This window comes from Pseudoalteromonas sp. SR41-8 (assembly GCF_014163915.1).
Taxonomy (GTDB): domain Bacteria; phylum Pseudomonadota; class Gammaproteobacteria; order Enterobacterales; family Alteromonadaceae; genus Pseudoalteromonas; species Pseudoalteromonas rhizosphaerae.
Genome location: NZ_JACJEE010000031.1, coordinates 16,712 through 29,809, shown reverse-complemented (window position 1 = coordinate 29,809; position 13,098 = coordinate 16,712). Strand labels below are relative to the sequence as shown.

Annotated in this window: 14 protein-coding genes; 4 read left to right on the top strand and 10 right to left on the bottom strand. The window is 41.0% G+C overall.

The features are described from left to right. Positions 1 to 18: 18 nt before the first annotated feature. The 5 genes from nagA to H5162_RS17160 form a co-directional block, all read right to left on the bottom strand. Entirely contained in the window at positions 19 to 1,137 is a 1,119-nt protein-coding gene (gene nagA / locus H5162_RS17180; protein WP_145242321.1) for an N-acetylglucosamine-6-phosphate deacetylase, read from the bottom strand. After that, positions 1,137 to 2,051, bottom strand: a complete 915-nt coding sequence (gene nagK / locus H5162_RS17175; protein WP_182779112.1) for an N-acetylglucosamine kinase — start codon at positions 2,049 to 2,051, stop codon at positions 1,137 to 1,139. The genes nagA and nagK overlap by 1 nt, the downstream gene beginning before the upstream one ends. Before the next feature lie 377 nt (positions 2,052 to 2,428). Further along, on the bottom strand, positions 2,429 to 2,641 hold the full coding sequence (locus H5162_RS17170) for a helix-turn-helix transcriptional regulator (RefSeq protein WP_149982957.1): 213 nt from the start codon (positions 2,639 to 2,641) through the stop codon (positions 2,429 to 2,431). A gap of 1 nt (position 2,642) precedes the next feature. After that, a complete protein-coding gene (locus H5162_RS17165) occupies positions 2,643 to 3,071 on the bottom strand; it encodes a hypothetical protein (protein ID WP_182732233.1) in 429 nt (142 codons plus the stop codon). Positions 3,072 to 3,190: 119 nt separating this feature from the next. Continuing rightward, a complete protein-coding gene (locus H5162_RS17160) occupies positions 3,191 to 3,697 on the bottom strand; it encodes an NYN domain-containing protein (RefSeq protein WP_179959226.1) in 507 nt (168 codons plus the stop codon). A gap of 154 nt (positions 3,698 to 3,851) precedes the next feature. Here H5162_RS17160 and H5162_RS17155 point away from each other — a divergent pair, with 154 nt between their 5' ends. Then, entirely contained in the window at positions 3,852 to 4,481 is a 630-nt protein-coding gene (locus H5162_RS17155; RefSeq protein WP_145242329.1) for a hypothetical protein, read from the top strand. Further along, entirely contained in the window at positions 4,478 to 5,224 is a 747-nt protein-coding gene (locus tag H5162_RS17150; protein ID WP_149982955.1) for a DUF3307 domain-containing protein, read from the top strand. The genes H5162_RS17155 and H5162_RS17150 overlap by 4 nt, the downstream gene beginning before the upstream one ends. 56 nt (positions 5,225 to 5,280) lie before the next feature. On the opposite strand, the gene H5162_RS17145 is transcribed toward H5162_RS17150, so the two are convergent. Beyond that, positions 5,281 to 6,684, bottom strand: coding sequence for a DEAD/DEAH box helicase (locus H5162_RS17145; RefSeq protein ID WP_182732235.1), 1,404 nt, complete (start codon positions 6,682 to 6,684; stop codon positions 5,281 to 5,283). Positions 6,685 to 6,893: 209 nt separating this feature from the next. Continuing rightward, on the bottom strand, positions 6,894 to 7,733 hold the full coding sequence (locus tag H5162_RS17140) for an isopenicillin N synthase family oxygenase (protein WP_145242335.1): 840 nt from the start codon (positions 7,731 to 7,733) through the stop codon (positions 6,894 to 6,896). Positions 7,734 to 7,987: 254 nt separating this feature from the next. On the opposite strand from H5162_RS17140, the gene H5162_RS17135 reads away from it, so the two are divergent. Next, the gene (locus H5162_RS17135) at positions 7,988 to 9,190 is read left to right on the top strand and encodes a bifunctional alpha/beta hydrolase/OsmC family protein (protein ID WP_182779110.1); all 1,203 of its coding nucleotides are present in this window, start codon (positions 7,988 to 7,990) and stop codon (positions 9,188 to 9,190) included. A 56-nt stretch (positions 9,191 to 9,246) separates the two neighbouring features. Here H5162_RS17135 and H5162_RS17130 read toward each other — a convergent pair whose 3' ends face one another. Continuing rightward, positions 9,247 to 9,984, bottom strand: coding sequence for an alpha/beta hydrolase (locus H5162_RS17130; protein ID WP_182779108.1), 738 nt, complete (start codon positions 9,982 to 9,984; stop codon positions 9,247 to 9,249). A 176-nt stretch (positions 9,985 to 10,160) separates the two neighbouring features. On the opposite strand from H5162_RS17130, the gene H5162_RS17125 reads away from it, so the two are divergent. Then, a complete protein-coding gene (locus H5162_RS17125) occupies positions 10,161 to 10,484 on the top strand; it encodes a hypothetical protein (protein WP_182732238.1) in 324 nt (107 codons plus the stop codon). Between the two features lie 30 nt (positions 10,485 to 10,514). Here H5162_RS17125 and H5162_RS17120 read toward each other — a convergent pair whose 3' ends face one another. Together H5162_RS17120 and aspS are read right to left on the bottom strand one after the other, a co-directional pair. Next, on the bottom strand, positions 10,515 to 11,060 hold the full coding sequence (locus tag H5162_RS17120) for a pentapeptide repeat-containing protein (RefSeq protein WP_259398271.1): 546 nt from the start codon (positions 11,058 to 11,060) through the stop codon (positions 10,515 to 10,517). A 151-nt stretch (positions 11,061 to 11,211) separates the two neighbouring features. After that, the gene (gene aspS / locus H5162_RS17115; protein ID WP_182779104.1) at positions 11,212 to 12,990 is read right to left on the bottom strand and encodes an aspartate--tRNA ligase; all 1,779 of its coding nucleotides are present in this window, start codon (positions 12,988 to 12,990) and stop codon (positions 11,212 to 11,214) included. Positions 12,991 to 13,098: the final 108 nt, after the last annotated feature.

The following is a 13,098-nucleotide window of genomic DNA, read 5'->3' as shown; positions in this document are numbered from 1 at the left end:
GGTTTTTACAGGGAAACGTTACACTGCATTACCTGCAATATAAGTGGCTTTTACAAACTGATGTTCATCGAGCACCACAAAGTCCGCATCAAAGCCATCAAGTAAACGTCCCTTTTTCTTGAGGTTTAAATATTCTGCTGGATACAGTGCAGCCATGCGTAAACTTTCACTGAGGCTTACATCCAATGTATTAATGGTATTACGCACTGCACTGGCCATGTCTAATACACTGCCTGCTAATTCGCCCGTACTTGAGTTTAATCTATCCCCAGTACGAATTACTTTGCGCCCGTCAAAAAAATCAAATTCCATATCATCGGTACCCACTGGTGGCATTGCGTCAGTGACTAACATAATTTTGCCGCGCTGTTTGGTGCGAATAGCTAATTGTGCAGACAATGGATGTACATGATGCCCATCAACAATTAAGCCACACCAGCTGTTATCATGCCAAAGCGCAGCGCCAACCACGCCTGGTTCACGCGATGTAAACGGCGACATCGCGTTATATAAATGTGTAAACCCATCGGCGCCAGCATTGAGTGCCGCCATTGTCGTTGTATAGTCAGCATTAGTGTGACCTAGTGATACTTTTACACCACACGCCACTAAGCGCTCAATATCAGCAATGCTGACATTTTCTGGCGCTAAGGTAACCATTTTGATACCTAAATCTTGACGCGCATAAATGGCAAATTCTTGTTCGCTAATTGGGCGAATAAACTGCTCACTGTGTGTGCCTTTTTTTGGAAAAGACAAATGCGGACCTTCAAAGTGAATACCTAATACACCCGCGACCCCTTCGCATATTGCTTTTGCTGTTGCATCAGCAGCTGCTTGCATGGTTTCAACTTTATCGGTGATAAGTGTTGGCATCAGTGCCGTTGTACCAAATTGACCATGCGCTTTTGCGATACGATCTAAGCATTGTGTGCTTTGCTCAGCATTAAAAAATGCCCCGCCACCGCCATTAACTTGTACATCGATAAAGCCTGGCGCAACTAAACCATCTAGCTCAATAACACTGCCTGTGGTGGAAGTTTCAAGATGAAAAACGCCATTTTCAACGCTGAATAATGCATTATCTAGAAATTTTTCAGCCGTGAATAAACGTGTCGCGCGATAGAAGGTTTTCATTACAGTGCTACCTTTTGGTCTTGCTCTAATACTGATTGCTGTGCAAAATAAATTGCGCCCATTTCAGGCGGTTGCTTTGGTACTTCAACGAGTTTTGCAATTGCTGGGTCAAGCCATTGATTTAAAGGCTCTGCAAGACCACCGATCATAGATAAACGCGGAGGATTGTTCTCTAATAAACGATGCGCTAACTGACTCACGTATTGCGCTCCGTCTTTTACAATGGCTAAAGCGATTTGATCGCCTTGGTGTGCTGCATCAAATACATAGCGAGCAAGTTTTGCATAGCTACTTGACGGTTGTCCGGCCATTTGCTCTGCAATGCCCATTGCTGTGGTGACATTAAAATGCTCTTTAACCACTGGCGTCATTATCGTGTTAGGACCTAAACCATCTAGCTCCATTAACACCGCTTTAATTGCCTCTAAGCCCATCCATGCGCCACTGCCTTTATCGCCAAGTGCAAAACCATGACCGCCGTAATTCACCGACTGCCCTTTTACATATGAAAAACCACATGAACCAGTACCCGTGATGATCACGGCACCATCACCGCCTTCATGAGCCCCGATACACGCCGTATGTAAGTCAGTAGTTAAAAACATTTGTTTAAATGGGTGCTCCCACTCTGTTATTTTTTCATATAAGTTCGGTAAATTAACACCCGCCAATCCTAAACCGGCATACACTTGATGAATAGACTCTAATGGCAAACCTGCATCGCGCATCGCCAATTGTGTAGATACCATTATTGACTCTAATGTGCGCTCCAACCCATGTAATGGATTCGCAGGGCCACCTAAACCTGTTCCTAATACCCCGTTTTGCACAGAGTATATAGTTGCACGGCACTTAGTTCCGCCACCGTCGATACCAATATACAATTGGTCCTCATTCGCACTCTTAGCCATCATTTAACGACCTCTAACCTTCGTTTTATATTTGTATTAATCGCATGTTTTTTTATTATCTTAATGCGATTCACCCTCAACCCATGTTGAATTAATGTTACACAACAAATGACAGCGTTGTCATTAAGTTTTTTATAAAAAATCTCACATATCCCACATTTATCTCTAATTAACTGAATTAAATAAATAATTAATATCAATTAAATTAGTGTCGACTATCTTTTAACGTAATAATAAGGTTTAAAAATGACATTATTACCTAAAAAAACAACAAAAATGGTGATTTATAACACTATTTTCATAACTTAAATGGCCAAAAAACATAAATAAAAATGCAGAATATGCATCCAGTTTACCAAAAATAATAATTTAGTAAAGATTCACTGTCGATATTGGAATATTTTTTCTAGTGGTAGATTAAAAACAATCGCGATCTTAAAAGCGACCTCCAGCGACGGTGAATACCTTGCCGCTTCAATTGCGGCAATTGTTTGACGCGTCACCCCAACGACTTCAGCTAATTGCTGCTGCGTCATTTCATTATGCTGAAACCGTAATGCACGGATCGTGTTAGTAATCGCTAACTTTGCCATTCTAACCTCTATATAATAGCCAAGCTTCGGCCCCAGCGCCGATTATCTCGCTCACCAACGCTGCGATTACTAACTGGTGAACCGGACTAATTGCAAACCCAAAATGTGGGTCAATCAGCATTGCAAACACCGCGTTCACAACGCCTAATTGTAAAATAAGTAGTGCAACACTTTTTGCTTTTAAGGCAATAGCCTGTTCGCGTTCATCTTTCGCTTGATTCGCATATTTAGTATTAAATATCGCTAAGATAATGTGCATCACAATAAGCATTACAACGGTTTGTATCGTAAGTGATATCAACAAGCCACTTGCTAATAACGGATCCATCTGAGCTTCTGGCGTCATTGATAATACTGACTGCAAGTAATTAAACAACACAACCATCGTTATGCACATCTCAAGTAACCGCGATTTTTGTGTATAACTCATATCACCCCCTTATAATAATAAATTTGATGTTAAGTATACTTAACATTAATGACTATAAGAGTGGGCTCACATCATGTCAAATATTTTTAACATGATGTTATGTTTTTAATACATTAGTTTCAAAGTAACAGGGAATCATCAATGCAAAAAAACTGTGCCGCACTTTGTTTTAATGCATCAGCCGTCAGTCTATCAGCGCCATAGACGTCACACGGTACATTATAATGATGCTGTAAATGACCCAGTAATAAGGCAAAATCCCCGTCGCCGGAGAGTAAAATAACTTTGTCGAGGTTTTTACCTTGTTCTAGCATGTCGATGGTGATGCCGACGTCCCAATCGCCTTTTGCGCTGCCATCTTTACGCTGAATAAATGGTTTTAGCTTTACCTCAAAACCAATCGCACGAAGAATATTTTGAAATTGAGATTGCTTTTCGTCCCCGCGATAAATTGCATATGCAATCGCGCAGTCTATATCATAGTCATCACTGATTTTTGCCCAAAAGGCATTGTAATCAAAGTTTTTTCGGTAGCTCTCTCGACAGGTGTAATAAATATTTTGGACATCGACAAAAATCCCCACTCTCGGCTTTTTCGCCGTTGTACTATGTATTTCTTGACTCATGCGTTATCCCTTTTAAATTAATCACGCTACTGTAGCATACCCTGATTAATTTCAAGCCCTTGCATTTAGCTTTCAAGTAACCTAAATTAGTTACATTGAAGCATGTAACCAAAATTGGTTACTTTTCTTTATGTAACTTAAATCAAGGACATTTATGATTGCGGTGATCAGCGGTGATGTGATCAAATCACAACATATTCCAAAGCACGACTACGATGCGATGCTCTACCAGCTCGACCAAAGTTTGCGAGCAATTACTCAACGCCATCTAGGACAAAGTATTATTTATCGAGGCGATGCTTTTCAGGTGCAAATAAATCAACCACCCCAAGTATGCCGTGTCGCAGTGCTGCTTTACTTACATCTTAAAGCCACCGGCTATGAAATTCGCCAAAGCCTTGCCATTGGTGAAATAGATAATGCTAGAGCCGATATTAAAACAGCAACAGGCTCTGCATTTACATTATCGGGGCGCGGTCTTGACGAAATCCATAACCAACGCTTTACTCTTAGCAGTATTGATGAACTCAAAAATGATGGCTTAACCCTTAATCTAGCTTTTATTGACGTGCTCCTGAGCAAAATGACACACAAACAAGCGAATGCCTTATATGTCTATTTAACCGCAGAAAACAATCAACATAGTGAACTTGCTAAACAATTAAAAACCAGTCGTGAGAATGTGACCAAGTTACTTAATCTTGCACATTATCAGTTGATCGAGCGTTTTTTAGACTATGCAGAGCAGGCCATTGCTAATGCCGTGATAGGAGTAAAAAAATGAGTTTTATGTTGTTATTAGTTGCATTATTTATCGGTCATATTTTAGCTGATTTTTATTGGCAGCCAATGAGTTGGGTTAATAACCGTAATACACGTCACTTTCGTGCTAAAAAACTGTACTTGCATGTGCTAGTGCACGGTCTAACTACGGCAGCAATTGTCAGCTGGTGGGAGTTTAGTTTTGGCTGGCAAGAGCTCTCGCGTATCGGTATTGCCACAGCTATTGTTATCGTGACCCACTACTTAATTGATTTAGCAAAATCATATTCAAACAAAGGGGTTGTGCCATTTATCATTGATCAACTTGCTCATCTTGTCGTGATACTACTACTGACTGTGTGGTTGAGCGACAACAGTGAATTTATTACCAGCATTTGGCAATGGCTGATAACCCCCACTACATTATGGGTGCTATGTGGCTATTTACTGGTATTGAGTCCCAGTGCTGTGTTCATTCGTATGATGTTAGAGCGTCTCACTACCGGGTTTAGCTCCACAGGAAGTTTACCAGCAGCGGGGCAAAGTATTGGCATGCTTGAGCGAGTATTAATGCTTACATTTATTTTGCTAGATCAGTTGGCTGGCGTTGGCTTTTTATTAGCAGCAAAATCGGTATTTCGCTTTGGCGACTTACGTGCCAGTAAAGATAAAAAACTCACCGAATATGTTATGCTCGGTACACTTTTGAGTGTCACCGTCACCTTATTTATTGGCTTAGCAGTTAATTATCTTAAAGCATTATAGAAATAAAAAGCATAAAAAAACGCGCCAGCTTAGGCGCGTTTTTTATCAAAATATTATTACGTGTTACTCACGCCATCATTACCAGAGCGACGACGTTGACCACTGCCACCAACAGATTGACGCTTAGCCCATGGGTTTTGTGTTTGCTCACCAGCGGCTTTAGCAGCAGGTTTTTTACCTGAGCCACCACGGCGTGGGCCGGTGCCATTACCGCCGTTATTATTTGGCTTTTTGCTATCAGACTTAGGTTTAGAAAAAGGCTGACCCGCTTTTTTAGGCTTTTTAGGTTTGATAGGTCGTGCATCAAGCTCTCTTTCAGGCACTCCTTTTGTTGGCTCAAAACCAGCTTCTTTTGCACGTGGGATCAATTCACCGATAAAACGTTCAATACCGTATAAGTCATCAGCATCTTCCGGTGTTACAAATGAAATTGCGTCGCCAGATGCACCCGCACGGCCGGTACGACCAATACGATGCACATAATCTTCATACACATTAGGCAAATCATAGTTAACTACATGTGGCAGTTCAACAATGTCTAAACCACGGGCAACAATATCCGTTGCCACAAGTACGCGTACTTCGCCACTTTTAAAGCCTTCAAGCGCTTTAACACGCGCGCCTTGAGATTTATTACCATGAATTGCAGCGCCAACAATATCATCGCGCTCTAACTGCTTTACTAAACGGTTTGCACCATGTTTAGTGCGGCTAAATACCAACACTTGTTGCCAATCATTAGTACGAATTAAATGACTTAACAAGGCGGTTTTACGTGCTTTATCTACCGCATAAACGCATTGGGTAACACTTTTTGCCGTGGTATTTTTTGCAGCGACTGAAATTTCAACCGGATCATTAATAAGCCCTTTCGCAAGCGCTCTAATATCGTCTGAGAACGTCGCTGAGAACATCAAGTTTTGACGTTTAGCCGGTAACTTGCTGATGATACGTTTAATGTCATGAATAAAGCCCATATCAAGCATACGGTCAGCTTCATCAAGCACCAACACTTCGAGGTTATCGAACTTCAAGGCATTTTGGTTATGCAAATCCATTAAACGACCCGGAGTAGCAACTAAAATATCTACGCCTTTGCGTAAACGCATCATTTGCGGATTGATTTTAACACCACCGTACACAACAAAAGAACTGATATTAGAATGCTTAGCATACTCTTCAACGTTCTCGCTTACTTGTAATGCCAGCTCACGGGTTGGAGTTAAAATTAAAGCACGAACTTGGTTAACCTTGGCTTTTTGGCCTGTTGATAAGCGCTCAATTAACGGTAAAGTGAAACCCGCTGTTTTACCTGTACCAGTTTGCGCTGCAGCCATAACATCACGACCTTCAATGATCGCTGGAATGGCTTGAGCCTGAATTGGTGTTGGCGTTTCATAGCCCTTTTCTAAAACCGCATTAACTAAAGACTGTGATAAACCTAACCCATCAAAACTCATATTTTCTCTCAATAATTTTAAGGCCCAATCGGCCAATGGCGCATTATACCGATCGTACGCAATAATGCATGGTATATTCACGTTTGAAATAGCGTCAGCCAAATTTAACTAGCCACATCACACTATAACTCACTAAAAAAACACAACCTTAAAAAACAAAAAAGCGGCACTGTGGCCGCTGTTGAAAAGCTATCATCACTTGAGTGATGCTATTTAACACCTAACTCACGCAGACGCTCTTGTAAGTAACTGTCAGCAGTATAACGCGCTGATAACACCACATCTGGACGCGGGTGCAAAAATAACGGCAAAGAAATACGTGACTTAGATGACGCTTTGCCAGTAGGGTTAATAACACGGTGAATAGTCGACGGGAAATAACCACCTGACGCTTCTTGCAACATGTCGCCAATGTTAATAATTAAACTGCCAAAATCGCATGGCACATCTAACCAACCGCCATCTGTTTTTTGTACTTGCAAGCCTGGCTCATTTGAAGCAGGTAATACCGTTAATAAATTAATATCACCATGTGCAGCAGCACGAATAGCGCCAGGTTCTTCATCACCTGTCATCGGCGGGTAATGTAATATACGTAATAATGTTTGCTCTGAATCAGCAATCATATCTTTTAAATCGATTGAAAACTTAGCACGCACATCCGCTGGTGCTTCAGCTTGCACCCAGCTTAACAATGTCGCAGCAAATTCATTGGCTAAACGATAATATTCGCGAATATCTGCTTCTAACTGCGCTGGTACACGGCCTTTTGGATAAACATGAAAATATTCTTTAATATCTTTAACTGTAAAGCCTTTTGCAACTTCTGATACCGAAGGCGGAAAGTAGCCATCTTGAGTGTCTTTAGAGAATAAGAATTCATGTTTTTGTTCAGAATTAAAAAAATCCTGCCAATTTTTATAAATTGATTCAACAAGAGACTGTGGAATTGGGTGGTTTTTTAATACACCAAAGCCCGTATTTCTAAGAGACTCAACAAATTGAGCGGCCGCATCGCTCGCTTTATAATCAACGGTAGGTAATTGCATGTTCGTATCCAATGAATTAAGTTGTTAAAAGCCTTTGCTAATCATAGCAGTTGCTCCATTGTAGCGCTTCGCGAGCATAATAAAACGGGCAAAAAAACATAAGGACTTATGTCCTCTTTAGCTGGGTAAGCGTTTATTACTTGATGCAAATCAAAATGTTGCTATTGTGGATAAAACGCCAAAACAACTGTAATTATAAACGCACTTTAATGGTCTATTCTTCACTAACCTCTTTCATTAAGCAAAGGTAACCTATGCGCCAAAAAATTTCGTTCAAAAGTGGTGATTTAACACTCGCCGGTCAGCTTGAAACACCCGCCAGTGATATTAAATTTTATGCCTTGTTTGCCCATTGTTTTACCTGTGGTAAAGATATAGCCGCAGCAAGTCGAATTAGCCGAGCACTCACTCAACAAGGTATTGCGGTATTACGCTTTGATTTTACTGGCCTTGGTAATAGCGACGGTGATTTTGCCAACAGTAATTTCTCATCAAATATCCAAGATTTAATTGCCGCGGCAGATCACTTACGTGAACACTTTAAAGCGCCACAATTATTAATCGGTCATAGTTTAGGGGGCGCAGCGGTACTAGCAGCTGCCGAACACATTGCTGAAGTACAAGCCATTACCACCATAGGCGCACCATCAGATGCGCAACATGTAGCGCATAACTTTGCCGCTCATCTTGATGAAATTAATAGCAAGGGCGAAGCCAAGGTAAATTTAGCAGGGCGAGAATTTACCATTAAAAAACAGTTTGTGGACGACATTGCCAATTACGACCACAGCCATATCAGTAAATTAAAACGTGCTTTATTAGTTATGCACTCCCCTATTGATGCCACAGTAAATATCTCTGAAGCTGAAAAGATTTACGCCGCTGCTAAACATCCAAAAAGCTTTATTAGTCTGGATAACGCCGACCACTTACTCACTAACAAAGACGATGCTGACTACGCAGCAGACGTTATAGCATCATGGGCAAAACGTTATGTGGATTTTGATAAAAACCAGTACAGTGCCAAACTTAGCAGCGGCAATGTATTAGTTGAAGAGAAAGATCATGTCTTTACTCAGCATGTAAGTACCAAGGATCATACTTGGCTGGCTGATGAACCACTAAGTGTTGGCGGTAATAATTTAGGCCCAGACCCTTATCACCACTTACTTGCTGGACTTGGTGCATGCACCGCAATGACTTTACGTATGTATGCAAGTCGTAAAAACTTGCCACTTGAACACGTAAAGATAGAACTGGACCACAGCCGTGATTATCACGCCGATTGCGATAACTGCGAGCAAACCGACAAACTCGAAGCCATCACCCGTAAAATCACCTTAGTGGGTGATTTGAGTGACGCTCAGCGCCAGCGCCTATTAGAAATTGCCGACAAATGCCCTGTGCATAAAACCCTGCATAACAACCCTCTGATTGTAAGTGAGCTGGTAAAATAACTATCAAGCGCATAAGAGTGGCAACTTAATATGTTTACGCGCTAAGTTTTATTATTTTAGTTTGCTACAAACGCTTTGATTTCTTTACTCATCCGCTCTACTAACCACTTAGGTCCGCCATCATACATATCATTATGGCGTGAGTTCTTTATCGAAATCTGCGTAACCGGATACTGTGCTAATTCATCTTCATTGAGTAATACCTGATTATCCGCAGGGTAATCACTGCCACGAAGCGTTAAAACCCGAATGTTATTATTGCGAGGTAACAACATACGCCGATGATCAAGCGTGATAATTTGACTCACTTGCTTAGGATAAATCGCCGCGTAAAGCGCGGCTATATCACCGCCATTAGAATGGCCAAATAACGTTAACCGCGTAAAATCATACTCTGGGTAGCGAGAGCTCAACTCAGTCACTAAAAATTTTAGAGTGACCACACCACGATGCCAGTTTTCCATACGAGTGGCCATATAAGGTGGCGTGCGGTTGAGCGCAGGATCGCGGTCTAATTCATGGGCTACAGCAATGGTTAAATAGCCCTTAGCTGTAAATATATCAGCCGCAAACTGATAGTCAGTATGCGCAATACCATATCCGGCATTAATAAATACCACAGGGCATTTTGTTTGTTGGCTACAATGCTCGTTATATGCTGGTAATGAAATACTGATCGGGATCGCGCGGTCACGCGCTTTATCAACAATCATTTCGCTGTTTGTTGCGGAACTGGCGACGGCACTGACTATGAGAAAGAAGAAGCTCACAAGGTACTTAAAAGGTAGTGGCATTAATTTGCTCGACTTATTTTATTTAAATTATAAAGTACTTTAAGCTTTTGAATATTAATTGCAATAAAACGAGGTACCTAAAACAGCAGAAGAGTTTTAAAGAAAAAAATAATTATTATAAATTTATGCGATAATAGTCGTATTGTCTTAACGTCTATTTAGAAAAGAACCTATCCATGAAATCATACAACAGCATCGAAGAACGTATCGATATTTTACAAAGCAGAATTGAAGCGTATCAAGATGAAATCGAAACGCTAGAAACAGAGCCAAAAAATAATAACGAGCGTATTATTTTTAAATTCATCGAAACAGGCAGCACCGGCAAGACTAAAGATTTTGTGCGTGAATTAGGCATTAAATCACCACGCGATAGTTTGTATTCATCAGGTGATGTATCAAAACTCATCAAAGATGGCGCCAGTGATATTTCCCCTGCATTACTTGAAATTGCCCGCGCACTTGCCAGCGCACGAAATAAAAATGGTCCTGCCTGCTAATTAAGCATTAGATTAGCCGTGTCATAACGGCTAATCCACCAGCTCGATATCTAGTCCGCTGAGTAAGTTTAACGCTGCAAAGCGCTCAAACTTAGCCCGGCTAACATTATTATTTTTAATATCAATATTAAAATGCATCGCCCCGACAAAGTTTACTTTACTCAAGTTTGTTTGCAGAAATAGACTATCTCTAAAGTCAGTGTTACTAAAATCACTGGTAGCTAAATTAGCCTGTCTAAAATCAACATCTTTGGCAAAACAGTCAATCATGATCAAGCCTTTTAACTGTAACTCATAAAACGAGCTATGACTAAGTTGGCAATTTTTAAAACTCACCGATGACATAAGTGCCAATTGTGGCCAATTTACCTGCGCCCATTGAATACTGTTGAGCTTACAATCAACAAAGCAGACTTCTTCTAACGAACTATAGCCCCAATTTAAATCGCTTAAATTACAGTTAATAAATTCGCACTCAATAAAACGACAATTACTAAATTGACTATGACTAAAATCACATTCAATAAACTGGCACTGTTCAAACTCAATGTCACTAAAGCGCTGCGTATTAGCCATGCAGTTTGAAAAATGCTGGTCGTAGTAGTCTGTTTGTGAAAATTGATAACTCACAGCCATAAAATCCTCTAATAAAATTATCTACACATCTAAATGAAAAAACCCCTAGGTATGAGCCTAAGGGTTTTCAACAAATCACTTATCGGATTGCTTATTCTGCTGATTTTTCAGCTTTTTCAACAACACTAATAGCAAGCTCTGTAAGCGAATCTGCATTTGCTTTACTTGGTGCGTTAGTTAACAAACACGACGCTTGGGTTGTTTTAGGGAAAGCAATCACGTCACGAATGTTATCAGTACCACACAGTAGCATTGCTAAACGGTCTAAACCGAACGCTAAACCAGCATGTGGTGGCGTACCGTATTTTAACGCTTCAAGTAAGAAACCAAACTTGTCTTGCTGCTCTTGTGCATCAATACCTAGGATTCTAAACGCTGCTTCTTGCATATCTGTATTATGAATACGTACCGAACCACCACCTACTTCGTAGCCATTTAGTACCATATCGTATGCATCTGAAATAGCCGCTGCTGGGTTTGCTTCAAGTTCGCTTGCATTTACATCTTTTGGTGCTGTAAATGGGTGATGAACAGCATGCAATGTACCTTCGTCGTCTTCTTCAAACATTGGGAAGTCAACAACCCAAAGCGGAGCCCAGCTATTTAGATTAGTGATCTCTAAATCAAGGCCAATCTTAATACGTAGCGCGCCCATAGCTTCGTTTACTGTGTTGCGTTTATCAGCACCGAATAAAATGATGTCGCCAGTTTGTGCGTTAGTGCGTGCAAGAAGTTCGTTGATCACCTCTTCATTTAAGAACTTAGCGATTGGCGATTGCACGCCTTCAGCGCCTGCTGCACGGTCGTTTACTTTCATCCACGCAAGCCCTTTCGCGCCGTAAATGCCGATGAATTTAGTGTAGTCATCTAGTTGCTTACGCGAAAGTGATGCACCGCCTGGTACTGTTAATACCGCAACACGGCCTTTTTCATCATTGGCAGGACCAGAAAAAACTTTAAACTCGACGTCTTTTACTAAATCGGCAACGTCAATTAATGTCATTGGGTTACGTAAATCAGGCTTATCAGAACCATACAAGCTCATTGCCTCAGCGTAAGGCATGATTGGGAACTCGCCTAAATCCACGTCTAGCAATTGCTGCCACATTTCGCGGATCATTTTTTCTGTGATACCACGTACCTGAGCAGAGCTCATGAACGAGGTCTCTATATCGATTTGAGTAAACTCAGGCTGACGGTCAGCACGTAAATCTTCATCACGGAAACATTTAACAATTTGGTAGTAACGGTCAAAACCCGACATCATCAACAATTGCTTGAACAACTGCGGAGACTGCGGTAATGCGTAAAAACTGCCTTTGTGAACACGGCTCGGTACTAAATAATCGCGCGCTCCTTCTGGGGTAGCTTTTGTAAGTACTGGCGTTTCGATATCTAAGAAATTATTTTCATCTAAGAAACGACGCACAAAGCTGCTAGCTTTAGCGCGTAGTTTAATACGGTCACTCATTTCTAAACGACGAAGGTCTAAGTAACGGTATTTTAAGCGACGCTCTTCAGAGTTTACCTGATTAAAATCAAGTGGTAATGGCTCTGAACGGTTGATGATAGTAAGGCCTGTGCCTAAAATTTCAACTTCACCAGTTGCCATATCTTTGTTGATTTGGCTGTCAGGACGTGCGCGAACTACACCTTTTAATTGTACGCAAAATTCTTGACGTAATGTATTCGCGGTATCCATTAAGCCTTCAACTTCAGGATCGAATACAACTTGTACTAAACCTTCTCTATCGCGTAAATCGACAAAGATAAGTCCACCAAGGTCACGTCGTTTGTTGATCCAACCACATAGTTCAACTTCTTGATCTACTTGAGTTTTATTTAGCTGTCCGCAGTATATAGAGCGCATAGTTTTCCTGTCAGTGTAAAGACGAATAGCCGCTTCCCCTAAGAATTGCTGTTTTTGAGGGAGAATAGCCACTATTTATAAATCATTTTAGGGGGAGCATTATACCCA

What these genes read in the sequence shown, in the direction of transcription:
- H5162_RS17130 (WP_182779108.1), bottom strand. Translation starts at nt 9,984, where the DNA reads ATGCCACTACCTTTTAAGTACCTTGTGAGCTTCTTCTTTCTCATAGTC.
- H5162_RS17120 (WP_259398271.1), bottom strand. Translation starts at nt 11,060, where the DNA reads ATGGCTAATACGCAGCGCTTTAGTGACATTGAGTTTGAACAGTGCCAG.
- H5162_RS17165 (WP_182732233.1), bottom strand. Translation starts at nt 3,071, where the DNA reads ATGAGTTATACACAAAAATCGCGGTTACTTGAGATGTGCATAACGATG.
- H5162_RS17135 (WP_182779110.1), top strand. Translation starts at nt 7,988, where the DNA reads ATGCGCCAAAAAATTTCGTTCAAAAGTGGTGATTTAACACTCGCCGGT.
- H5162_RS17155 (WP_145242329.1), top strand. Translation starts at nt 3,852, where the DNA reads ATGATTGCGGTGATCAGCGGTGATGTGATCAAATCACAACATATTCCA.
- H5162_RS17125 (WP_182732238.1), top strand. Translation starts at nt 10,161, where the DNA reads ATGAAATCATACAACAGCATCGAAGAACGTATCGATATTTTACAAAGC.
- aspS (WP_182779104.1), bottom strand. Translation starts at nt 12,990, where the DNA reads ATGCGCTCTATATACTGCGGACAGCTAAATAAAACTCAAGTAGATCAA.
- H5162_RS17170 (WP_149982957.1), bottom strand. Translation starts at nt 2,641, where the DNA reads ATGGCAAAGTTAGCGATTACTAACACGATCCGTGCATTACGGTTTCAG.
- nagK (WP_182779112.1), bottom strand. Translation starts at nt 2,051, where the DNA reads ATGATGGCTAAGAGTGCGAATGAGGACCAATTGTATATTGGTATCGAC.
- H5162_RS17160 (WP_179959226.1), bottom strand. Translation starts at nt 3,697, where the DNA reads ATGAGTCAAGAAATACATAGTACAACGGCGAAAAAGCCGAGAGTGGGG.
- nagA (WP_145242321.1), bottom strand. Translation starts at nt 1,137, where the DNA reads ATGAAAACCTTCTATCGCGCGACACGTTTATTCACGGCTGAAAAATTT.
- H5162_RS17150 (WP_149982955.1), top strand. Translation starts at nt 4,478, where the DNA reads ATGAGTTTTATGTTGTTATTAGTTGCATTATTTATCGGTCATATTTTA.
- H5162_RS17145 (WP_182732235.1), bottom strand. Translation starts at nt 6,684, where the DNA reads ATGAGTTTTGATGGGTTAGGTTTATCACAGTCTTTAGTTAATGCGGTT.
- H5162_RS17140 (WP_145242335.1), bottom strand. Translation starts at nt 7,733, where the DNA reads ATGCAATTACCTACCGTTGATTATAAAGCGAGCGATGCGGCCGCTCAA.